The sequence below is a fragment of the Pseudoalteromonas sp. H105 genome (assembly GCF_001469215.1).
Taxonomy (GTDB): Bacteria; Pseudomonadota; Gammaproteobacteria; order Enterobacterales; family Alteromonadaceae; genus Pseudoalteromonas.
Genome location: NZ_LOFH01000012.1, coordinates 1 through 21,389, shown reverse-complemented (window position 1 = coordinate 21,389; position 21,389 = coordinate 1). Strand labels below are relative to the sequence as shown.

Annotated in this window: 22 protein-coding genes; 12 read left to right on the top strand and 10 right to left on the bottom strand. The window is 41.5% G+C overall.

Going from position 1 to position 21,389, the window contains the following annotated elements:
- The 3 genes from coaE (at position 1) to yacG (ending at position 2,710) form a co-directional block, all read left to right on the top strand.
- Entirely contained in the window at positions 1 to 648 is a 648-nt protein-coding gene (gene coaE / locus ATS75_RS17155) for a dephospho-CoA kinase (RefSeq protein ID WP_058561646.1), read from the top strand.
- A gap of 124 nt (positions 649 to 772) precedes the next feature.
- Complete coding sequence (pilB, locus tag ATS75_RS17150) at positions 773 to 2,452, top strand: type IV-A pilus assembly ATPase PilB (protein ID WP_058561645.1); 1,680 nt, start codon at positions 773 to 775, stop codon at positions 2,450 to 2,452.
- A gap of 27 nt (positions 2,453 to 2,479) precedes the next feature.
- A complete protein-coding gene (yacG, locus tag ATS75_RS17145; protein WP_058561644.1) occupies positions 2,480 to 2,710 on the top strand; it encodes a DNA gyrase inhibitor YacG in 231 nt (76 codons plus the stop codon).
- Positions 2,711 to 2,792: 82 nt separating this feature from the next.
- Here yacG and ATS75_RS17140 read toward each other — a convergent pair whose 3' ends face one another.
- Positions 2,793 to 3,275, bottom strand: a complete 483-nt coding sequence (locus ATS75_RS17140) for a Spy/CpxP family protein refolding chaperone (RefSeq protein WP_058561643.1) — start codon at positions 3,273 to 3,275, stop codon at positions 2,793 to 2,795.
- Positions 3,276 to 3,442: 167 nt separating this feature from the next.
- Here ATS75_RS17140 and ATS75_RS17135 point away from each other — a divergent pair, with 167 nt between their 5' ends.
- From ATS75_RS17135 to ATS75_RS17125, 3 genes are read left to right on the top strand one after another with little or no spacing between them, the layout of a single operon-like run.
- Positions 3,443 to 4,132 carry a response regulator gene (locus ATS75_RS17135; protein WP_058561642.1) on the top strand — a complete coding sequence of 230 codons (690 nt, stop codon included), beginning with the start codon at positions 3,443 to 3,445 and terminating at the stop codon, positions 4,130 to 4,132.
- A complete protein-coding gene (locus ATS75_RS17130) occupies positions 4,110 to 5,525 on the top strand; it encodes an ATP-binding protein (RefSeq protein ID WP_058561641.1) in 1,416 nt (471 codons plus the stop codon). The genes ATS75_RS17135 and ATS75_RS17130 overlap by 23 nt, the downstream gene beginning before the upstream one ends.
- Positions 5,526 to 5,527: 2 nt before the next feature.
- Positions 5,528 to 6,472, top strand: a complete 945-nt coding sequence (locus ATS75_RS17125) for an alpha/beta fold hydrolase (protein ID WP_058561640.1) — start codon at positions 5,528 to 5,530, stop codon at positions 6,470 to 6,472.
- Here ATS75_RS17125 and ATS75_RS17120 read toward each other — a convergent pair.
- Positions 6,445 to 7,353, bottom strand: coding sequence for a cation diffusion facilitator family transporter (locus tag ATS75_RS17120; protein ID WP_082665510.1), 909 nt, complete (start codon positions 7,351 to 7,353; stop codon positions 6,445 to 6,447). The two genes, ATS75_RS17125 and ATS75_RS17120, sit on opposite strands and share 28 nt — an antisense overlap.
- 107 nt (positions 7,354 to 7,460) lie before the next feature.
- Here ATS75_RS17120 and trmL point away from each other — a divergent pair, with 107 nt between their 5' ends.
- Positions 7,461 to 7,925, top strand: a complete 465-nt coding sequence (gene trmL / locus ATS75_RS17115) for a tRNA (uridine(34)/cytosine(34)/5-carboxymethylaminomethyluridine(34)-2'-O)-methyltransferase TrmL (protein WP_058561639.1) — start codon at positions 7,461 to 7,463, stop codon at positions 7,923 to 7,925.
- Between the two features lie 81 nt (positions 7,926 to 8,006).
- Here trmL and gpsA read toward each other — a convergent pair whose 3' ends face one another.
- The 4 genes from gpsA to ATS75_RS17095 are packed head-to-tail and all read right to left on the bottom strand — an operon-like array spanning position 8,007 to position 10,273.
- On the bottom strand, positions 8,007 to 9,014 hold the full coding sequence (gene gpsA / locus ATS75_RS17110; protein WP_058561638.1) for an NAD(P)H-dependent glycerol-3-phosphate dehydrogenase: 1,008 nt from the start codon (positions 9,012 to 9,014) through the stop codon (positions 8,007 to 8,009).
- Between the two features lie 3 nt (positions 9,015 to 9,017).
- Positions 9,018 to 9,503, bottom strand: a complete 486-nt coding sequence (gene secB, locus ATS75_RS17105) for a protein-export chaperone SecB (protein WP_058561637.1) — start codon at positions 9,501 to 9,503, stop codon at positions 9,018 to 9,020.
- A 49-nt stretch (positions 9,504 to 9,552) separates the two neighbouring features.
- A complete protein-coding gene (gene grxC, locus ATS75_RS17100; RefSeq protein WP_058561636.1) occupies positions 9,553 to 9,810 on the bottom strand; it encodes a glutaredoxin 3 in 258 nt (85 codons plus the stop codon).
- 31 nt (positions 9,811 to 9,841) lie between these two features.
- Entirely contained in the window at positions 9,842 to 10,273 is a 432-nt protein-coding gene (locus tag ATS75_RS17095; protein WP_058561635.1) for a rhodanese-like domain-containing protein, read from the bottom strand.
- A 203-nt stretch (positions 10,274 to 10,476) separates the two neighbouring features.
- Between ATS75_RS17095 and gpmM the strand changes: the two genes are divergently transcribed.
- The 5 genes from gpmM to ATS75_RS17070 all read left to right on the top strand — a co-directional run bounded on the left by gpmM (position 10,477) and on the right by ATS75_RS17070 (position 16,496).
- The gene (gpmM, locus tag ATS75_RS17090; protein ID WP_058561634.1) at positions 10,477 to 12,021 is read left to right on the top strand and encodes a 2,3-bisphosphoglycerate-independent phosphoglycerate mutase; all 1,545 of its coding nucleotides are present in this window, start codon (positions 10,477 to 10,479) and stop codon (positions 12,019 to 12,021) included.
- A 3-nt stretch (positions 12,022 to 12,024) separates the two neighbouring features.
- Positions 12,025 to 13,164, top strand: a complete 1,140-nt coding sequence (locus tag ATS75_RS17085; protein ID WP_058561633.1) for a murein hydrolase activator EnvC family protein — start codon at positions 12,025 to 12,027, stop codon at positions 13,162 to 13,164.
- 37 nt (positions 13,165 to 13,201) lie between these two features.
- Positions 13,202 to 14,458: a S41 family peptidase gene (locus ATS75_RS17080; protein WP_082665509.1), complete on the top strand. Its 1,257-nt coding sequence runs from the start codon at positions 13,202 to 13,204 to the stop codon at positions 14,456 to 14,458.
- A 60-nt stretch (positions 14,459 to 14,518) separates the two neighbouring features.
- A complete protein-coding gene (locus ATS75_RS17075; RefSeq protein WP_058561632.1) occupies positions 14,519 to 15,259 on the top strand; it encodes a divergent polysaccharide deacetylase family protein in 741 nt (246 codons plus the stop codon).
- A gap of 514 nt (positions 15,260 to 15,773) precedes the next feature.
- Positions 15,774 to 16,496 (top strand): DUF2971 domain-containing protein, encoded by a 723-nt coding sequence (locus ATS75_RS17070; protein ID WP_161936910.1) that lies wholly within the window; start codon positions 15,774 to 15,776, stop codon positions 16,494 to 16,496.
- A gap of 370 nt (positions 16,497 to 16,866) precedes the next feature.
- On the opposite strand, the gene rpoH is transcribed toward ATS75_RS17070, so the two are convergent.
- The 4 genes from rpoH to ftsY all read right to left on the bottom strand — a co-directional run.
- Entirely contained in the window at positions 16,867 to 17,730 is an 864-nt protein-coding gene (gene rpoH / locus ATS75_RS17065) for an RNA polymerase sigma factor RpoH (RefSeq protein WP_058561630.1), read from the bottom strand.
- A 224-nt stretch (positions 17,731 to 17,954) separates the two neighbouring features.
- On the bottom strand, positions 17,955 to 18,941 hold the full coding sequence (gene ftsX / locus ATS75_RS17060) for a permease-like cell division protein FtsX (protein ID WP_058561629.1): 987 nt from the start codon (positions 18,939 to 18,941) through the stop codon (positions 17,955 to 17,957).
- Positions 18,938 to 19,615: a cell division ATP-binding protein FtsE gene (ftsE, locus tag ATS75_RS17055; protein WP_058561628.1), complete on the bottom strand. Its 678-nt coding sequence runs from the start codon at positions 19,613 to 19,615 to the stop codon at positions 18,938 to 18,940. Before ftsE ends, ftsX begins: the two co-directional genes overlap by 4 nt.
- Before the next feature lie 43 nt (positions 19,616 to 19,658).
- Positions 19,659 to 21,389: signal recognition particle-docking protein FtsY (ftsY, locus tag ATS75_RS17050; RefSeq protein ID WP_058561627.1), on the bottom strand; the 1,731-nt coding region annotated here is incomplete at its 5' end.

Below are 21,389 nucleotides of genomic sequence, written 5' to 3'. Positions count from 1 at the left end.
ATGCTAGCAACTCATACAATTGATAATTGGGTACTGGGTTTAACTGGCGGCATTGGTTCAGGCAAAAGTGCTGTGAGTGACATGTTTGAACAATTAGGGAGCACTGTCGTGGATGCCGATATAGTCGCACGAGAAGTCGTCGCCCCAGGCACAGAAGGGTTACACGCAATAACAGCCCACTTCACAGATGACGTACTAAACGATGATGGCTCTTTAAATCGCGCACATTTACGCCATATTATTTTTGCCGATGAAACTAAAAAAACGTGGTTAAATAATTTATTACACCCACTAATCAGAGAAAAAATACTCAGCGATTTAAACAGCGCAAACAGTGAATATGTTGTACTCGTTGCCCCGCTTTTATTTGAAAATAATTTAGATCAATACTGCCAACATACATTAGTTGTTGACGTACCCGTCGAAGTACAACTAAATAGAACTGTTCGCCGCGATAATGTAAGTGAGCAGCAAGCAAAAAGTATCATCGCGTCACAAATGAAGCGTGAAGATAAGCTAACAAGAGCAGATGATGTACTTGATAATAATCGCGCCTTAAAGCTGGTTGCAAGTGATGTAGAAAAACTACACTCGCAATATTTAATCCATGCAAAAAAGCGTAAAACAACGAATACTGTGGGCCGCTAAATACACAGCAATAAAGAAACTTGCGCTTTTTTGTTGGTAAATTACGCTAAAATGACAAGACTGATGTTCTACCCCTCTTTTTTCTGATAAATTGCGAGCATGAAAGGATTTTACTGGGTGCACAATGAATATTAATTCACCATTACTTCGAAAATTTATCACGTTAGGCCGTGTTGACGCAGAAGCCGTCAAACTAAAGCAACGTGAATTTAACTCAACGGCTGAGCTTATAGCTAAATGCAGTGGGATTAGTGGTCAAGAGTTAGCAGAACAGTGTATTGATTTGTTTCGTGTTCCCCACTTTGATCTAAAAGATTTTGATGTTGAGTTAATCCCCAAAGATCTGATAAAAGAAAAACTGATCAGGCAACACCATATCCTGCCTCTCGTTAAAAAAGGCCGTAAGTTATACATAGCAGCATCAGATCCGACTGATTACGGCGCATTTGAAAACTTTGAATTTAGCACCGGCCTTTCTTGCGAAGTGGTTGTTGTGGATTACCGCCAGCTCGATAATAAAATTGAGCAACTACTTGATGCCACTGGCAGCTTGCATCTCAGCGAAGATGAGTTTAAAGAGTTTGCGGATCTTGATACAGACTCATCAAATGAGCCACAAAAAAACACTGACGAAGATAAAGACGATGCGCCAATCATCGTCTATATCAATAAAATTTTGATGGACGCCATTAAAAAAGGCGCGTCCGATCTTCACTTTGAACCCTATGAGCACAAATACCGCGTGCGATTTCGTATTGATGGTATTTTGCATGAAATGGCCAGCCCTCCAAACAGTTTAGCCACTCGTTTATCAGCGCGTATTAAAGTGATGTCACGTTTAGATATTGCCGAAAAGCGCAAACCACAAGATGGCCGTATCAAGCTTAAAATTACTGAACGTAAAAGTATCGATTTTCGTGTGAGTACGCTGCCGACTCTGTGGGGTGAAAAAATAGTAATGCGTATCCTCGATTCATCCAGTGCGATGCTGGGAATTGATGTACTAGGTTATGAACCTGAGCAGAAAAAGCTCTACATGGATGCGCTGCAACAACCACAAGGCATGATCTTAGTTACCGGTCCCACAGGTTCAGGTAAAACGGTATCATTGTACACAGGTTTGAATATTCTCAATCAGCCTGAACGTAATATCAGCACCGCAGAAGATCCCGTTGAAATTAATCTCGAAGGGATTAACCAAGTACAAATCAACCCTAAAGCAGATATGACCTTTGCCAATGCGCTAAAAGCGTTCCTGCGCCAAGATCCTGATGTCGTGATGGTTGGTGAGATCCGTGATCTGGAGACCGCTGAAATATCGATTAAAGCGGCCCAAACAGGTCACTTAGTTATGTCAACATTACATACTAACTCCGCACCCGAAACGCTTACCCGCTTATTAAATATGGGTGTGCCTGCTTATAACGTCGCAAGTTCAATTAGTTTAATTATTGCTCAGCGATTGGCTCGCCGTCTGTGTTCTAAGTGTAAAACACCTGAAACATTACCTGCCGAAGAGCTGCAACGCCAAGGCTTTACGCCGCAGCAAATCAGTGAACTTACACTTTTTGCACCCAAAGGGTGTGATAGCTGTACCGAGGGGTATAAAGGTCGTGTGGGTGTTTACGAAGTAATGCAAATTACTCCTGAAATAGCACAGATCATTATGCGTGGCGGTAATTCGCTGGAAATAGCAGAGGTTTCACTACGATCAGGATTTAATAATTTACGCTTATCGGGTCTTCGAAAAGCGGCAGCAGGTGTCACCTCCCTGGCTGAAATAAACCGAGTTACCAGCTTTTAAACTAAAATTATTTGTACGAGAAATGTTATGCCAACTGTTGTTAATTGCCCAACCTGTAAAGCTAGTGTTGAATGGTCAGAGCAAAGTCCGCACCGCCCTTTTTGTTCTAAGCGTTGCCAATTGATTGATTTAGGCGAGTGGTCATTTGAAAATAATAAAATTTCAGCGCCCATCACATCTGCCGAAGAACTAAGCCAAGACATGATTGAAGACATTGAAGAGATGCTTGCTAAAAACGATGACAACTTTTTTAAATAAACGAGCTAGTATGTTTTAACCCTAAAAAGCCAGCTTAATGCTGGCTTTTTGATACTGAATGTACACTTTGCCTAATCCATCTTTACTTACTATGCTTTTTATTTAATCGCTGTTGTATTTTAGCCAACTTTTCTTGCTGCTCACCATTAAGTACCTGCATCACTTGATGCTGCGTTTTCAACTTAATGAGTCCAAATTGCTCATGTTTTTCATTACGCTCATTTAGCAGCTCTTTCGCGGCATTTTCATCAAACGCAGGAGCTAATAGCAATACATCCATCTTTGCTTTATGTTCAGCTCGTTGAGTTTTACGAGCTTCTTTGTTACTGCCTTTTAAAGCTTTCATTTGCTCTTTTTGTGTTTCAAAAATAGCGCTCAGTTTAGCTTGCTGCTCATCCGTTAAATTTAGTTTCTCAGCGGCACGATCTGATAATAAAAAACGTGCTGATGGGTTGCCCTGTTTTTCATACATGCCGCCTTTTGCCAATGCACTGCTGGCACCAAGCGTGGCGGTTGCTAAACCACAAATTAATACAAATTTTGAAAGCGTGTTTATTTTAGTCATACTCATCACCTTGATAGTTGGGTTGGTTATGGCTACGAAGCCAGTGAGTTAACTATATCCGTTACAATGCAAAGCAACGCAAAGCAATGTAAAGGTTGTGTAAAGGTTCACTTTTGCGCACTTTAAAGCGTAAAATAGCATTATTGCAGCATGATAAGGGCAGCTGAATGAAACTATTGATGATTGATGACGATACAGGCTTATGCGAACTACTAAGTGAATACCTCTGCGCACAAGGCTATAAAATTGAATGTAAGCACGATGGTGAACAAGGCCTTAAAGCCGCCCTTAATGGCGATTATGCTCTTATTTTACTTGATGTCATGTTACCTAAGCTCGATGGCTTTGATGTTTTAAAGCGACTTAGGCAAACAAAATTAACACCTGTCATTATGCTAACTGCGAAAGGTGAAGATTTTGACCGCATTTTTGGCTTAGAGCTCGGCGCTGATGATTATATTCCAAAACCGTTTAACCACCGTGAGTTGCTCGCAAGAGTAAAAGCAATTACTCGCCGCATAGAACATATAACAAGCTTAAGTAATAACCAGACAAATAAGCTTAATGTAAATAATATAATCATCAACCTTGCTGCCCGCGAAGCGTATGTAGATGAATGTAAGCTAAGTTTAACAGGCACCGAATATGAGGTACTTGCTTTGCTGGTTAAAAGTGCAGGCCAGGTTGTCAGCAAAGAACAGATAAGTGAAGAGGTACTGGGCAGACGTTTAGCTGCTTTTGATCGCTCAATCGATATGCACGTGAGTAACATTCGTAAAAAAATTGCTGAGTACAACAGCACTGAACGAATTAAAACAATGCGAGGGGCGGGCTATGTCTTTATCCAAGGAGAATAAAGCAGCGCGCTTTGCGTGGATAAGACATCCAAAAGATTTTTTGTTTTTTAAAATATTTATTTGGTTTTGGCTCACTGTAGTTGGCACTATCACTTCACTCGTATTTTTAAGTAACCTTGCAACCAACCAAGTTAGCAATGAAAAGCTACAAGGCCCCGTGCTTAAAAACTTACAATACACGGCCAAAAGTATTGAACGAATTGCGTTAAAACATAATAGAACCGCAACCGATATTTTACAGAACCCGCGACTAGCTAAACGTAAACTGCTCTACTTAAGTTCAGAGCAATCAGAAAACTCGCTCACAAGCCGCCCTCCTGCAAATAACGTTGATTTGAGCCTAATAAACTTTACTAAAACCATGGCTCCACAAGCTATTTTTACTGAAAACTTTATGGCATTTGGGCCGATTAAAACAACCCTCCCTGAGGGCATATTTTATTTATACGAAATAGATGAAAACAATCATCCTCCGTTTTTTATCCGCTTAAAATTAATGCCTACATGGCTAAAAATAGCCGTTGCTTTTGTTGCTTCATTAGCCCTTAGTTTTGTCTTTAGCCGAAACTTAATAGCCCCTATCACTCATTTAAAACAAGCCGCGAATAAGCTTTCGCAAGGTGACCTGACAGCCCGTGCAAACATTAATGCAGGCAGACAGGATGAACTAGGCATATTAGGGCGTGATTTTAATAGTATGGCGACGCAAATTGAACAACTAATTGCGGCGCAAAAACGATTACTTGCTGACATTTCTCATGAGCTTCGCTCCCCGCTTACTCGCCTAAAAATGGCCACAGGCCTTGCCCAAATGCAAGCTGAAGATCAAAATCAAACCTATTTACTGCGCATTGAAAAAGAAGCGAATCAGCTTGATAAGATGATTGCTGACGTACTACAGGTTTCACGATTAGAAGCAAAAAGCCAGCCTCTTTCATTACATGAACAATCTATGCAAGTAATCATCACACATGTATTAAATGATGCACAATTTGAAGCTAAGCAAAGCAATAAAACATTGCATGTCGAAGGGCAGCTTGACATTGATATACAATGTGATGAAAGCTTACTCGCCAGTGCGCTTGAGAATATTCTGCGTAATGCGATAAAATATGCAGTACACTCAATTTTTATCAAACTCTCATTAACAGACACCATTAATATAGAAATTAACGATGATGGCCCTGGGGTTGAGCCGCACAATTTAGCCCGATTATGTGAACCGTTTTTTAGACAATCTGATGCCAGAGACAGAACCAGTGGTGGCACAGGTTTAGGCCTTGCGATAGCAAAAAATGCGATTACAGCACATGCAGGGCATTTAACACTTCACAATCAAGCACAGGGTGGGTTAAGTGTGCGTATTGTTTTACCTATAAACAAGCAGCTATAGTTATGTTTTACAGTTCTGAGCAGGCGCTTCTTGAGCACCAAACACACATTAATGATTTTTTTACTCACCATGTGACCAAGCAACATCTATCAACCCCTAATGGTGGTTTGTACTATGGTTATGCTATTCCTAAGCAAGCCCATACCGCAATACTGATTAGTTCAGGGCGCATTGAAGGGCTAGATAAGTACAGAGAGTTAATGTGGGAGTTATACAAAAACAACTACGCTGTATTTATTCTAGACCATCAAGGGCAAGGGCGTTCTTATAGGTCGTTAAAGAACATTCACAAAGGCTTTGTGAATGTATTTTCTGATTATGCACACGACTTAGCCTTATTTGACTCAACAATCGTTAATAAACAATGGCAAGGAAAAAAAATCATACTTGGCCACTCCATGGGTGGGGCAATTGCATTTGATTATTTAACCCGATTTGAGCATAACTACAGCGGTGTTTTTTTATCTGCCCCTATGTTTGATATATACACCAAAGGCACACCAAAACCTATCGCTAAATTAGTCGCCAGTATGGCATGTTTAATTGGTTTAAATAAGCTATACGCTTTCGGACAGGGCGACTACAAACCAGAACCGTTTGCCCTAAACACATTAACTAGCAGCGAAGTTCGCTACCAATTATTTAGACAAATTTACCAGCAAGAGCCGAGCGTACAGTTAGGCGGTGTGACTTATGGCTGGCTAAATGCAGCCTTTCAATTCATTAAACAAGCCCAATCATCCAGACTCGCTATACCCATGTTTATTGCCAGCGCGCAGTTAGATACTGTGGTTGATAACACAGCCCAACACACCATCACTCACTTACAGAAGAGTGCGACTTTAGAAACCTTTACCGATGCTAAACATGAACTTCTATTTGAGCAAGATAGTATTCGCAAGGCCGTGCTCACTCGGTTTTACGAATTTTGTCGCTCACTTACTTGAGCCTGACTTAACGATAAAGGATCTTGGTGAATGAGGATATCCATTTCACACTCAAATTGCTGCTGAATCATATCAACAACTTCATCAGCTACATAGTGTGCTCGGATAAGTGGGAGTGTGTCTTCAAGCTCTAAATGCATTTGGATAAACTTCACTTTTCCGCCTTGACGAGTGCGAACATCGTGCACACCAAAAACGTCATTGTGGCTGTTTGCAATGTCAACTATCTGAGCTTTTTCATCATCTGGCAGCTCTTTATCCATTAAGTGATCCGCGCTTTGCCGTGCAATATCCCAACTGTTATAAAGCAGGTACCCTGCAACACCAATCGCGAAAATGGGATCTGCATACTGCACGCCATTTCCCGCTAATAAAATGGCAACTAAGACGGCAGCATTTAAGATAAGGTCGCCTTTGTAGTGAACCGAATCGGCTTTTATAGCAATTGAATCAGTGTGGTTAATCACTTTAGTTTGTACAAACACCACCACGAGCGTACACAAAATTGCAAATGCACTTACCCAAACCCCGAGCATTGAATGACTTAATTCAACGGGGTTAAATAAGCGTTCAATGCCGTGAAATGCAAGTAAACACCCCGATCCTGCAATAAATGCAGCTTGCCCTAGCCCCGCTAACGCCTCCGCTTTACCATGACCAAAACGATGATCATCATCAGCAGGGCGAAGCGCATAACCCAACACTAAAAAGCTCATTGCAGAGGCGGTAATATCCATTAATGAATCAGTAAGAGAGCCAAGCATAGACGCTGAGCCTGACGCTAACCATGCCCAACATTTGGTGGCAATCATTAGGCTAACCATAACCATAGTTACTACACTGGCCGTTTTCACCCAAAATTCATAACTGCGATTATGCACTTTTTTACCTATACGTAAGCTGCTCTTATAGTCAGAGTATATCATTTTTTTGAAACGTTTAGTGTATACTCACATGAGTAAAAATTAGTTTCTAATAAGGCACATTCATGCTCGATATCGTTTTATACCAACCTGAAATTCCGCCTAATACCGGTAATATTATACGCCTGTGTGCTAACACTGGGTTTGCACTTCACCTAATTGAACCACTGGGTTTCGAGTGGGATGATAAACGCGTTAAAAGAGCGGGCTTAGACTATCATGAGTTTAGCAATGTGCAGCGTCACGCCTCATTTGAAGCTTACTTAGAAAAGTGCAAACCTAAAAAAGTGTACGCTTGCACCACGAAGGGCAGTCAGTTCCATCATCAAGCCAAATATGAAGCGGGTGACAGCTTAGTATTTGGTCCTGAGACTCGAGGTTTGCCTGATGAAATGATCCAAGCATTACCCAATGAGCAACGCGTGCGTATTCCTATGCAAGCAGATAGTCGCAGTATGAATCTATCTAATGCGGTAGCTGTATTTGTGTATGAATCATGGCGCCAGCTTGGATTTCCTAACGCAGAATAACGTGTTGCTTATAACCGCCTTTCTCTATAGATTAAAAAAGCGCGATATAAAATCGCGCTTTTGGCTTTTAAGAACTAAATACTATTCAGACTTTTGCTCTCGGCCTAATAATGCCATGGCTGCTTCTTTCACGTCTTTATTCTCATAAAGGACTTGATAAATTTGTTCTGTAATGGGCATTTCAATCCCCGTACGCTGGGCAAGTAAATACACTTCTTTGGTATTACGATAACCTTCAACAACCTGCCCTATTGACTCGATAGCAGCATCCACCCCTTTACCTCCGCCTAACGCTAAACCAAAGCGGCGATTACGAGATTGATTGTCTGTACAGGTTAGAATTAAATCTCCAAGACCAGCCATGCCCATAAAGGTTTCTGACTTTGCGCCAAGTGCACACCCTAAACGGCAAAGCTCAGCCAAACCACGTGTAATGAGAGCTGTTCGCGCATTCGCGCCAAAACCAAAGCCATCAGACATTCCAGCACCAATCGCAATTACATTCTTAACCGCACCACCAAGCTGTATACCAATAAAGTCGTTATTGTTATAAACCCTAAAGGAGCGCCCGCAATGTAGTAAGTCAGCTAATTGCTTAGCAAACGTCGTTGATGTGGAAGACACTGAAATAGCCGTTGGTAAACCCATCGCCATTTCTTTCGCAAAAGTAGGACCTGATACAACAGCAAGTGGCACATCATCACCCAACTCTTGTTGTGCAACTTCTTGTAATAAACGCCCAGTATTTGGCTCGAGGCCTTTTGTAGCCCAAGCAACTTCGGCACCGTCACGTAAAGATGGCTTAATCTGTTGTAATGTGTCGCCAAATGCATGGCTTGGCACAACCACCAAAATTATTTGACTGTCACCAACGGCACTGTGTAAATCAGACTCAAGGCGAAGTGTGTCAGGAAAGGTAACATCGGGTAAGTAACGTTGATTCTTCCGCTCAGCTGAAAGCGTGGCAACGTCATCGCTATTGCGACCCCAAAGTGTCACTTGATGACCATTTCGGGCTAAACAAATAGCAAGGGCGGTGCCATAAGACCCCGCCCCTAATACAGTAACAGCTGAATTTGCTGTACTCATAAATTATGCGTCTGCAGTTGCCTGATCAGCTTGTGCTGCACGCTGCTGCATGTACTGTGCAAACAAAGCATCAAAGTTAACAGGTGCAAGGTTAAGCTGAGGGAACGTACCACGATTAACCAAGTTAGACACCGCTTCACGTGCATACGGAAATAAAACATTAGGGCAAAAAGCACCTAGCATATGAGCAAGTTGTACTTCTTCAACGTCGCCTACAGTAAAAATACCTGCTTGCTGAATTTCACATAAAAACGCAGTTTCGTCACCAATTGAAGCTGTTACAGTCAATGCTAGCACGACTTCAAACAGGCCTTCGTCTAATTTGTTAGAACGTGTATCAAGGTCTAGTTTAACTTCAGGTGTCCACTCTTTTTGAAAAATAGCAGGCGAGTTTGGTGTTTCAAAAGACACATCTTTTGTGTAAATACGTTGAATGCTAAATTGTGCGCCAGATTCTTGAGCTGCTACGTTTTGATTTTCTTCGTTCATTGTAATTCCTAACTTTAATCGTTTTTATAATAAATACGTTAATTAATTTTTAAGCGCTTAATTTAGCATCAAGTTTGCCTTGAGCCTCAATATCCATCATGTCGTCACAACCGCCGATATGTTCATCATTAATAAAGATCTGCGGTACTGTGCTCGCGCCACCTGCTTTTTTTATCATTTCAGCGCGAAGCTCAGGCTGTACACCAATATCAATATTTTTAAACGCGACGCCTTTACTTTCAAGCAGTGCCAAAGCACGTTGACAGAAAGGGCAATACGCTTTGGTGTAAAGAACAACATTACTCATACTAATTCCTCTATCGACCCGCTAAATAAAATTAACGGCCTGTTGTGGTTGGTAGGCCTGCATTTTGCCATGCGCCCATACCACCTGATAATACATAAACCGACTCAAACCCAGCTTTATGCATCGCTGTTGCAATACCTGAGGCAGTCATGCCTGTTGTACATACTAATATAATGGGTTTGCTCTTATGCTTTTCAAGGCTTGAAAAGTCAGATTGTTTGGCTTTTTCAGGATTTAAATGCTCTGCGCCCGCAACGCGGCCATTATTAAATTCTTTTTGTGCTCGTATATCAACAACTAAGCCGTCCTCACGATTAATCAATAACGTTAACTGTTGCGGGTTTATTTGACGGATTGCTGAAAATTTACTTTTAAACCACCCACCCACAATTAGCGCAACTAAAGCGACCCACGCTAAACTTAAAATCGGATGATTTCCGATAAATTCAATATATTGTTCCATGCGACTTCCACTATGAAAATTGTCCCGCGCCAAAGGCGCTAGGGTTATTAATAACAGGGCTATAATCTAGCCTCGCAAGTATACGTGCTTGATGAAAAATTACCAGAGAGTGAAATATTTTAATATCCTGATTTGAATGCTGATCCACAAGCAAAAACACGGTATGCTAAGCATCCAACAGGTTGCATATTTCAGGAGCTATAATGACACCACATAAAAAACCTCTCGTATTAATGATCTTAGATGGGTGGGGATACCGTGAAGACACTCAAAGCAACGCCATTTTAGCGGCAAACACGCCGGTATTGGATGAGCTTTGGGCAACACGCCCACATACATTAATTTCTGGGTCTGGTTTAGATGTTGGTCTACCTGATGGTCAAATGGGTAACTCTGAAGTGGGTCACGTCAACCTAGGTGCTGGGCGTATTGTTTATCAAGACTTCACCCGCATTACCAAATCAATTGACGACGGTGAGTTTGAGCACAACCCAACGCTTGTTGAAAATATCGACAAAGCAGTAAACGCAGGTAAAGCTGTGCATTTAATGGGTCTTTTGAGCCCAGGCGGCGTTCATAGTCATGAAGACCACATTGTTGCTGCAATCAAAATGGCAGCAAAGCGTGGTGCGAAAGAGGTCTATTTTCATGCATTTTTAGATGGCCGTGACACACCACCACGCAGTGCCCAAGCCTCAATTGAACGAATAGAAACGTTATTTAGCGAGTTAAACTGCGGTCGCTTAGCCTCTATCGTTGGTCGTTATTATGCAATGGACCGCGACAACCGCTGGAATCGTGTTGAGCAAGCGTATGACTTAATGGTTAGCGGCATTGCACAGTACAATTTTGCTAACGGTGTTGACGCACTTGCTGCGGCATATGAGCGTGACGAAAACGATGAGTTTGTTGCTGCAACAACAATTGCAACCGAAAATCAAAATGCAGTGCAAATCAATGATGGCGATACAGTTATATTCTTAAACTTTAGAGCCGACCGCGCCCGCGAGATGACACGTGCCTTTGTTGATGCCGATTTTGATGGCTTTACCAAGAAAAAAGCCCCTCAACTAAGCGGCTTTGTTATGCTAACAGAATATGCCGCTGACATTGATGCACCTGCTGCATTTGCCCCAGAGCCACTTGTTAATGTATTAGGTGAGTGGTTCGAGAAGCACGATAAAACTCAACTGCGTATTTCTGAAACAGAAAAATACGCACACGTGACCTTCTTTTTTAGTGGTGGCCGTGAAAACGAGTTTGCAGGTGAAACACGCGAGTTAATTCCATCGCCACAAGTTGCAACCTACGACCTGCAACCTGAGATGAACTCAGAAATGCTCACGGACAAACTGGTCAATGCAATTAAAAGTGGGCAATACGACGCCATTATTTGTAACTACCCTAACGGCGATATGGTTGGTCACTCAGGCGTATTTGAAGCCGCTGTAAAAGCCTGTGAGGCGGTTGATACTTGTATTGGCCGTGTAATAGCTGCGCTTGATGAATTTGGTGGTGAAGCACTTATTACCGCAGATCATGGTAACGCAGAGCAAATGGCAAACCCAAAAACAGGGCAAGCACATACAGCACATACCAGCGAGCCTGTTCCCTTCATTTATATTGGCCGTGACGCCACTCCAAGTGATGGTAAAGCACTGAGTGACGTAGCGCCAACGATGCTACACCTAATGGGCATGGAACAGCCTAGCGAAATGACTGGCACACCTATCATGACATTGAAATAAATCATGCTAAAAAGTGTTAACCTGTTTATTATTAGTCTGTTAATACTTACTTCATTCGCTATTGCCCCGGCAATAGCGAATGAAGACCGTACTAAAAAAGACCTCTCTGAAATTCAAAATGCGTTAAAGAAAAGTGAAGCCGAATTAGCAGCACAACGCAAAGACATTGCAAAACTACAACAATCCTTAAAAGCATATGAACTAAACATAGCGAAGAATGCAAAGGCACTCTCGATTGCAAAACAATCGATTAAAGATACCGAAGCACAGCAAGCTAAACAGCAACGCCAAGCTAATAAATTAAAACAACAACAACAAAATCTACAACGCGTACTCGCTGCACAACTAAAAAGTGCGTATATGTCAGGCGGTAATGACTACGCAAAGATGCTCCTAAATCAGCAAAACACGGCACAAGTAGAACGCACCCTTAGTTACTACAACTACCTTAACAAAGCCCGCATCGAGCAAATAGAAGAATTAAAAGCGTTAATGGTTGAGATAGAAGCAGTTCAAACCGAACTTGAACAATCTAAAAAACACCTTGTCGCATTACACCAAGAGCAAAAATCTCGACACCAAGCATTGGTTGATGCGCAAAAACAACGTAAGAATAATATTAGCGAATTAAAAGCGAAACTTGATTCGACTAAAGGCGCCATAAACTATTTAAAAGAAAACGAAAAAACCCTTGTTACCACCTTACAAGAGCTCGAAAAAGAGAAAAATCAGACCATTGAGCTGATTGGCTTACAATCAAGTAAAGGGCGTTTAAATTGGCCAACAAAAGGTAAACTTGCACATCGCTTTGGTCAGCGAAAGCATAGCGGTATTGATTGGAAAGGAGTTCTAATAAGCGCTAATGAAGGCAGTCAAGTAAGCAGTATTCATAACGGGCAAGTTGTATATGCCGATTGGCTTAAAGGCTACGGCTGGGTGATTGTAGTAGATCATGGTGAAGGGTTTATGAGCCTGTATGGTCATACACAAACTCTACTCAAAGATGTGGGCGACACAGTACGTAAAGGCGATATTATAGCTTTAGTTGGGCAAAGCGGCGGACAAGCAAATTCTGGTCTATACTTTGAATTACGCCACAAAGGACGCGCAGTAAATCCTGTAAAATGGTGCAGACGCATTTAATTGACTAAACAGTGCTGCACCCAATGGGGAGCAGCTGATGCCAACAACACACACAATTATTGATCGTCTAACCAATTGTTTAGCCAGCAACAATACCATCAAATGTTTAATGGTAATGTTTTTTATATGCTTTAGCCTAAACGGCTTTGCCGTTACTTCTATCCATGAGCTAAAGAAACAACAGCAACACGAAATTCTATTTAATATTCATGCTTACTATGTGGAAGATCTTTCCCTGCAAAGTAGCTTTAATGATAAACATCAATTCGAAACACTGTTAAATCAACTTGATCCCTACTCAAAATACCTTGATGAAAGTGAACTAGACGCCCTATTTAATAGCACTAATGGCCGATACACAGGTTTAGGTATTGAAGTACAAGCCAAAGACGACCAAATTGTCATCATTAATGCACTAAACAATTCCCCTGCCCATAGCGCAGGTATCAAACAAAATGACATTCTTCTTGCTATCAATAATCAACCGGTTGCCAATAAAGATATAAGCCAAGTCGCAAATATGATTTTAAAGAGTGAATCAGCGACAGTGCAGTTAAGCATCAAGCGCAACAATATTCTGCAACCTCTTAGCTTTGCACTCACCCGAAGAGAGATTAACATTGAAAGCGTGAAAAGCGCATTGTATGACTATGGTGTGGGTTATATGGCGATTAAAAGCTTTAGCAACCACACATTACACGATGTTTCGCGCCAGCTTGCACAACTTGAAAATAACTATGGTAAAACACTAACAGGGCTTGTCTTAGATTTACGTGATAACCCAGGTGGTACATTACAAAGTGCGGTTGCCGTTGCTGATTTGTTCTTACAGCATGGCACAATTGTCACCACAAAAGGACGCTTTTATGATGCCAACCAACACTATAAAGCCAGTGCAGGTGATATTTTAAATGGCTCCCCTATTGTTGTATTGATCAATGAAAACTCGGCATCAGCCGCCGAGATACTTGCCGCAGCGTTAAAAGACAACCAACGAGCTACTTTAGTTGGCAATAAATCATATGGCAAAGGCTCGGTACAATCATTAATACCCTTAGGTAACGGTAATACAGCTTTAAAACTAACAACGGCTAAATACTTTTCACCTTCTGGAAAATCAATTGACGGAATAGGGGTTGCCCCTGATGTAGCGATTAATAAATCAACACTTTCACAAATAAATAAAGTCGCTATAATAAAAACTGAACAAGGAAACAGCAACGGTGCGTGGTTTAGTGATAACCCAACCGATCAACAGTTATTAAAAGCTAAGCAGTTGCTTACTATGAAGTGAAATAGCTTAAATAAAAAGATAATAAAAACTATAAATTTGAAAAAAATACTTTTGCTAATTATGGCTATTTGCCTTTTACCTAGTTATGTACACAGTAAACAAATAGCCATCGTGATTGATGATATTGGCAACCATCAACGCGACCTAGAAACTCTCAACCTTCCTGGTAAAATTTCGTATTCGATTTTGCCCCACACCCCGTTTTCTCAAATATTTGCGCAATTAGCCAGTCAGACTAATAAAGAGCTTTTACTGCATATCCCAATGCAAGCGCTGGATCAAACTAAAGCACTCGGCCCTGGCGCACTGACCAATGATATGAATAAAGAGCAGTTACAAAGTACGCTTTACAATGCACTTGCAAGCCTTCCACAAGTTAAAGGCGTTAATAATCATATGGGCTCAGACCTGACCCAAAAAAGCACACCAATGAAGTGGACAATGGAAGTACTCAAACAACGTGGCCTGTACTTTTTAGACAGCCGCACCACAGGGTTAAGCCAAGCCCAAAACGTGGCAAACCTGTACGGGGTAGAAAATGTTGGCCGCCATGTATTTTTAGACAACATCCCCAATGAGCAACAGCTGCAATTTAGATTGGATGAACTCAAACACAAAGCTCAGCGTTATAATTTCGCTATCGCCATTGCTCACCCCTACCCTGAAACTATTGAGTTTTTATCGCGCAAACTCCCTGAGCTAGAACAACAAGGGTTTGAACTCGTGCCGCTATCACAGCTGGTAGAGCGAAAATACATACAGCTCGCACAAGCTGAACCTAAAGCGGTTAATGCAAGGTAAGCTTTAAAGTTATAAGGGAAAGGAGCTAGGTTCTAGGTTCTAGGTTCTAGGTGCTAGTTGCTAGTTGCTAGTTGCTAGTCAAACAGCATAGTCCGTCGTTAAATTAATCACGTAGGTTGGGTTGAGAGCAACGAAACCCAACGATTAAAGGTATGAGTTAATAGACAGCTTTGAGCGAGATATAGTCATTGAAAAAGTTAAATTTATTTCTGCATTTGTGAATTGGAGCCTAACTTTTCTGATAACATTATTAACCGCCGTTTTAATGTAAAATAAAATGCTTAATTTCTAGCTATTTTAATCACTTGTTTACAAAGGGGATTATAGGAAACACCATTATAGAATACAATATACACCACTTTGGTGTGTTATAAACCACCAAAATGATGTTCAATATGCAGTTCTGCTTCCTTGGGCAAGCTATCTAAACCGAAGAGTAAATTTTAACTATATGATTTATCACTACTGCGCTATCGATTCGTTTGTTCCGATAATAAATTCAAAACAACTTTGGATGTCAGATCTAGAAAAAATGAATGATCCTTCTGAATATAACTTGGGATTTAACATAGTAATTTCAAAGTTTGGGGAGATTTATCCAGAGCATGTTCCTTGGCTAAAATATAGACATGCCAAACACTCTAATAGGGTTTTAAGCACGTCATTTACGAAACAAGGGGATATGCTAAGCCAATGGAGAGCATATGCTAGTAATGGCTCAGGTTTATCGCTAGGTTTTGATATAGAAGCTCTGTTGGATATAAATAAACATATTCAATCTGATGAGGTTAACTATAGTAAGAACTTTTTAATTGAAAAAGCTTATGAATTAATCTCCAAACATAAAGTTAGTGAAAGTAGCTTTGTGATGAAAGGCTTTAATACTTACGATCTAAGTCTAGCTCATGAACTATCCAAGCTATCAATTTTCTACAAAAGTGAATTCTATCGCGAAGAAGAAGAAGTTCGACTTGTTGCTTACTTGAGTGATGACTCGGTAATTCATTCGAAACAGACAGGTAACAAAATAGAAGACGGAGAAATACAATTTAGAGTTTCCAAATACGGGTTAGTACCTTATATGGGCTTACAATTTTGTGGTGAAAATAAAAATGCGTTAAGAGAGGTTATCATTGGCCCAAATTCATCTTTTTCACCTAAAGATGTAAAATTGTTACTTGAGTGTAATCATTTAACTGGGGTGAAGGTGGTCTCATCAAACGGAAACTATCGGTAAGCTCTATTACATGTAATTTTATCATAAGCATAATAAGGTAGATTCGCAAAGTTCAGCACTTTTAGTTGGCTTTCAATTTCGTATTCACAGCACATTGGTTTAGATATGTTGGTGGCGTTGCTCACTAATTAACGCGGCGTTACCTGTGTCCGCTCATACCACATTCAAGACAGCCAATAATGCAAAACACTGACGCTCGTTGGTTGGGTGTTTTTTCGTTGGGTTTCGCTGCGCTCAAACCAACCTACGTTGATAACTCTGAAGCGCGGCGCCTCTTAAACTCTGTGTTAATAACTCACTAAAGCTTCCCTAAACACAAAAAGCCCCGCATTTTCATGCGGGGCTTTTAAATTTTATACAATGCTATGCGTTAGCTCATTGCTGCTTGTAGCTTTTTCATCGCTGTTTTTTCAAGCTGGCGAACACGTTCAGCTGATACACTGTACTTTGCAGCAAGCTCTTGCAAAGTTGCCTTATCATCTGACAACCAACGCGCACTGACGATGTCTTGTGAACGCTCGTCCAGTGTTTTTAATGCATTAAATAAGCGTGTATGAGATTGCTCTTGCCACTGCTGTTGTTCAACTTCATCAGCTAAATCGTTACTACCATCCGTTAAGTATTGTACTGGCGAGTAAGTGCTGCTTGGTGCGTCGTCATTATCGTCGCCAGTTAAATCAAAGCCCATGTCTTGGCCGCTCATGCGCGATTCCATTTCACGTACTTCTTTTTCGCTAACACCTAGCTCGCTCGCTACAGTTGCTACCTCTGCTTGGTTAAACCAACCTAGGCGCTTTTTATTTTTACGTAAATTAAAGAACAATTTACGCTGTGCTTTCGTGGTCGCAACCTTAACGATACGCCAGTTTTTAAGCACGAATTCGTGGATTTCTGCTTTTATCCAATGCACTGCAAATGATACCAGACGTACGCCCACTGAAGGATCAAAACGTTTTACGGCTTTCATCAGACCGATGTTGCCTTCTTGAATCAAATCCGCTTGTGGTAAGCCGTAGCCTGAATAACCTTTTGCTATATGCGCTACAAAACGTAGATGTGACATGATGAGCTGCTTTGCAGCATTAAGATCGCCGTCTTCCTGTAAGCGGGTCGCTAACTCTTTTTCTTGCTCAGCCTCTAACATAGGTATTGTACTTACCGCTTGTAGGTAACCATCAATACTCGCGCTTTGCTGTCCAACTGTGAGTGCCATTGCGTATAAATCTTTACTCATTTTTCACCTCGGTGATAAACATTTGAAACCATCTTAGCACTCTTTAAGTGAGAGTGCTAACTTCAATTTAAATCTTTTTTTCGATTGAAGCAAGTGATTTTTTCGATGTTTTTTATTCTACTTTAAACGTCTGAATATGCGATGAATTCTAGCTTTGAAGAACGTTATAAAAAACAACCGAAGTTATTTTTTATAACGCTTTGAGTCATTCTATACACTCATTGTTACACTTTATCGGGTTCTATTTCTTTAATGTAACGATTCACTGATAGGTAAGAGCCAACAAAACCAAGTGTGGTGGCTAATAATACCAATGAACCAAACTCAGACACACTCAAACCGATTAAATCAAAGTGTGTTTGATACACACCCGCAACCTCAGTAACAGCTGCGCCTAACCACCACATCATTAAGGCGACACAAATAAAAGCAAACAAGCCACCAATAATGCCATACCAAATCCCCGTCCATAAAAAAGGCGCGTGGATAAAGGTGTTGGTTGCCCCTACGAGCTTCATAACTTGAATCTCTTCTTTTTTATCCATTATTGATAAACGAATTGTATTGCCAATAATCAGTGTCACGGAGGTTAACAACAACAGAGCGATTGTGATCACACTCTCTTTTAATAAACTAAGTAATGCATTTAGGCGTTCAAGCCAAGCAATGTCTAGCTTGCCAAAGTCCACCTCACGTTCTTTTTCGAGCTTTGCAAGTAGCGCGCGAGCGGCATCGGCTTGGCGATGACGCGAAGTGGGCGTGATCAAAACAACGTCTGGTAGCGGGTTTTCATCTAAATACTCAAGTGCCTGGCCAAAACCCGATACGTCTTTAAATTCAACCAGCGCATTTTGTTTTGAAATGAATGTGACTTTATCAACCTCTGGGTATAACGCTAAACGCTTGACTAATGTTTGTGTTTCTTGACCGCTCATTGACTCTTTGACGAACAATGAGATTTCAGCGGCTTCTTCAAAGCCACTATTTATTTGCTGAACATTTTTAACCACTAAATACAATGTAGCCGGTAACGTTAAGCTTAAGCCTAGCACTGCAATCGTCATCATTGACGCCATTGGCGTTCGCCACATCTCACCGAGGCTATGAATGCCTTGGCGGAAAATATTCAAAACAAAAAAATACCCAGCCGCTATGAATGATTTTTTAGCTCGTTCATTCTGGCTCTCACGCCCTTTAAATAACAAACTCATAATGACGCCTCAGCCAGTGGATCTTGGCTCATTCGCCCCTCTTTCAAAGTAAGGCTACGATAACGCATACGCGAAATAAGCCCTAAATCATGGGTTGCGATTAATACTGTGGTGCCGTGTTTATTAAAGTCTTCAAATAGGCGGAGTATGTCCATCGATAACTCTGGATCTAAGTTCCCTGTTGGCTCATCAGCAAGGAGCAGTGGAGGCGAATTAACTATCGCGCGAGCTATACCTACTCGCTGCTGCTCACCACCTGATAACGTTGAAGGGTGGCATTTCACTTTGTCTAACAAACCGACTTTATCTAAAGCGCCATGTACTCGCTTTGCGATTTGCTTATGATGAGTCCCTTCTATAACGAGTGGGAGTGCAACATTATCAAAAATAGTATGGCGCTCTAACAAGCGATGATTTTGAAATATGATACCAATGTCACGACGTACATAGGGAATTTGCCTAGACTTTACAGCACTTAGATCAACGCCATTAATTAAGACTTTCCCTGCCGATGGCCGCTCCATTAAGCTAATAAGTTTAAGCAGAGTACTCTTACCAGCTCCACTGTGGCCTGTTAAAAAAGCAAGTTCACCAGGCCTGATATGAAAACTTACTTTTTCCAGGGCGCGATGGCCGCCAGGGTATGTTTTACTCACTTGCTGAAAATTTATCATTATTATCCCTCAGCTAAAAAAGGGGTAAAAACCCCTTCTAATTTTACGCGTCGTCCTCGTCTTGACTGAATAGTGCATCGATAAAATCGTTACTATTAAATGCACGTAAATCATCTATGCCCTCGCCCACTCCGATATAACGGATTGGGATATTGAACTTATCAGCAACAGCAAAAATTACGCCCCCTTTTGCTGTACCATCAAGTTTAGATAAAGTAATCCCGGTTAAACCAACGCATTGATTAAACAGATTCACTTGGCTGATGGCATTTTGGCCCGTACCAGCATCAATCGTGAGCATCACTTCATGTGGCGCATCTGGGTCAATTTTTTTCATTACACGTGCTATTTTTTCAAGCTCTTGCATTAAGTTATCTTTGTTTTGCAAACGCCCAGCGGTATCAGCGATTAACACATCAACATTGCGGGCTTTAGCGGCTTGGAATGCATCAAATACCACTGACGCGCTATCAGCACCGGTATGCTGCGCGATAACTGGAATCTCATTGCGCTCACCCCAAACCTGAAGCTGCTCAACCGCGGCGGCACGAAAAGTATCACCAGCTGCGAGCATCACTGATTTACCTTCGTTTTGAAATTGCTTAGCAAGCTTACCAATAGTAGTGGTTTTACCTACCCCATTCACACCGACCATTAAAATAACAAACGGCTTTTTATCACTTGGGATCGCTAACGGCTGCTCTGCAGTTTTAAGCATCGATGCCATCTCTTGTTTCATCAGATCATAAAGTGCATCACCGTCTTTAAGTTGCTTGCGATCTGCGGCGTCTGTCAGATTATCAATCAGCTTCATGGTGGTATCGACACCTAAGTCAGCCGTTAATAATTGCGTTTCTAATTCTTCAAATAGCTCATCATCAATTTTTTTACCACTAAAAATTGACGCAAAACCTGAGCCTATATTCAGTTTTGTTTTAAGTAAGCCTTTTTTAAGACGCGAGAAGAAGCCTTCTTTTTTAGGTTTATCTGCTTTTTTAGCTTCCTCTTTGGCAAGTTCAGCCGTAAGGCGTTCTTGTTCTAAGCGCTCAGCTTCTGCTTTTTCATCAGCAATACGTGCTTGCTCTACACGCTCAGCTTCTGCTTTTTCCGCAGCAATACGTGCTTGCTCTGCACGCTCAGCTTCTGCTTTTTCAGCAGCAATGCGTGATTGCTCTTCACGCTCAGCTTCTGCTTTTTCCGCAGCAATACGTTCTTGCTCTACACGCTCAGCTTCTGCTTTTTCCGCAGCAATGCGTGATTGCTCTACACGCTCAGCTTCTGCTTGTTCAGCAGCAATACGTGCTTGTTCTGCTTTCTCTGCAGCAATACGTGCTTGCTCTACACGCTCAGCTTCTGCTTTTTCCGAAGCAATGCGTGCTTGCTCTGCACGCTCAGCTTCTGCTTTTTCAGCAGCAATGCGTGATTGCTCTTCACGCTCAGCTTCTGCTTTTTCAGCAGCAATGCGTGATTGCTCTTCACGCTCAGCTTCTGCTTTTTCCGCAGCAATACGTGCTTGCTCTACACGCTCAGCTTCTGCTTTTTCCGCAGCAATGCGTGCTTGCTCTACACGCTCAGCTTCTGCATTTTCTGCAGCAATGCGTGCTTGCTCTTCACGCTCAGCTTCTGCATTTTCTGCAGCAATACGTGATTGCTCTTCACGCTCAGCTTCTGCTTTATCTGCAGCAATGCGTGCTTGCTCTACACGCTCAGCTTCTGCATTTTCTGCAGCAATGCGTGCTTGCTCTTCACGCTCAGCTTCTGCATTTTCTGCAGC

Excerpts from the sequence above, each read along its gene's own strand:
- ATS75_RS17080 (WP_082665509.1), top strand. The coding sequence starts at position 13,202 with ATGCCAACAACACACACAATTATTGATCGTCTAACCAATTGTTTAGCC.
- ATS75_RS17135 (WP_058561642.1), top strand. The coding sequence starts at position 3,443 with ATGAAACTATTGATGATTGATGACGATACAGGCTTATGCGAACTACTA.
- ftsX (WP_058561629.1), bottom strand. The coding sequence starts at position 18,941 with ATGAGTTTGTTATTTAAAGGGCGTGAGAGCCAGAATGAACGAGCTAAA.
- ATS75_RS17075 (WP_058561632.1), top strand. The coding sequence starts at position 14,519 with ATGGCTATTTGCCTTTTACCTAGTTATGTACACAGTAAACAAATAGCC.
- secB (WP_058561637.1), bottom strand. The coding sequence starts at position 9,503 with ATGAACGAAGAAAATCAAAACGTAGCAGCTCAAGAATCTGGCGCACAA.
- ftsE (WP_058561628.1), bottom strand. The coding sequence starts at position 19,615 with ATGATAAATTTTCAGCAAGTGAGTAAAACATACCCTGGCGGCCATCGC.
- gpmM (WP_058561634.1), top strand. The coding sequence starts at position 10,477 with ATGACACCACATAAAAAACCTCTCGTATTAATGATCTTAGATGGGTGG.
- rpoH (WP_058561630.1), bottom strand. The coding sequence starts at position 17,730 with ATGAGTAAAGATTTATACGCAATGGCACTCACAGTTGGACAGCAAAGC.
- ATS75_RS17095 (WP_058561635.1), bottom strand. The coding sequence starts at position 10,273 with ATGGAACAATATATTGAATTTATCGGAAATCATCCGATTTTAAGTTTA.
- ATS75_RS17125 (WP_058561640.1), top strand. The coding sequence starts at position 5,528 with ATGTTTTACAGTTCTGAGCAGGCGCTTCTTGAGCACCAAACACACATT.
- grxC (WP_058561636.1), bottom strand. The coding sequence starts at position 9,810 with ATGAGTAATGTTGTTCTTTACACCAAAGCGTATTGCCCTTTCTGTCAA.
- ATS75_RS17085 (WP_058561633.1), top strand. The coding sequence starts at position 12,025 with ATGCTAAAAAGTGTTAACCTGTTTATTATTAGTCTGTTAATACTTACT.
- trmL (WP_058561639.1), top strand. The coding sequence starts at position 7,461 with ATGCTCGATATCGTTTTATACCAACCTGAAATTCCGCCTAATACCGGT.
- ATS75_RS17070 (WP_161936910.1), top strand. The coding sequence starts at position 15,774 with ATGTCAGATCTAGAAAAAATGAATGATCCTTCTGAATATAACTTGGGA.
- pilB (WP_058561645.1), top strand. The coding sequence starts at position 773 with ATGAATATTAATTCACCATTACTTCGAAAATTTATCACGTTAGGCCGT.
- coaE (WP_058561646.1), top strand. The coding sequence starts at position 1 with ATGCTAGCAACTCATACAATTGATAATTGGGTACTGGGTTTAACTGGC.
- ATS75_RS17130 (WP_058561641.1), top strand. The coding sequence starts at position 4,110 with ATGTCTTTATCCAAGGAGAATAAAGCAGCGCGCTTTGCGTGGATAAGA.
- yacG (WP_058561644.1), top strand. The coding sequence starts at position 2,480 with ATGCCAACTGTTGTTAATTGCCCAACCTGTAAAGCTAGTGTTGAATGG.
- gpsA (WP_058561638.1), bottom strand. The coding sequence starts at position 9,014 with ATGAGTACAGCAAATTCAGCTGTTACTGTATTAGGGGCGGGGTCTTAT.
- ATS75_RS17140 (WP_058561643.1), bottom strand. The coding sequence starts at position 3,275 with ATGACTAAAATAAACACGCTTTCAAAATTTGTATTAATTTGTGGTTTA.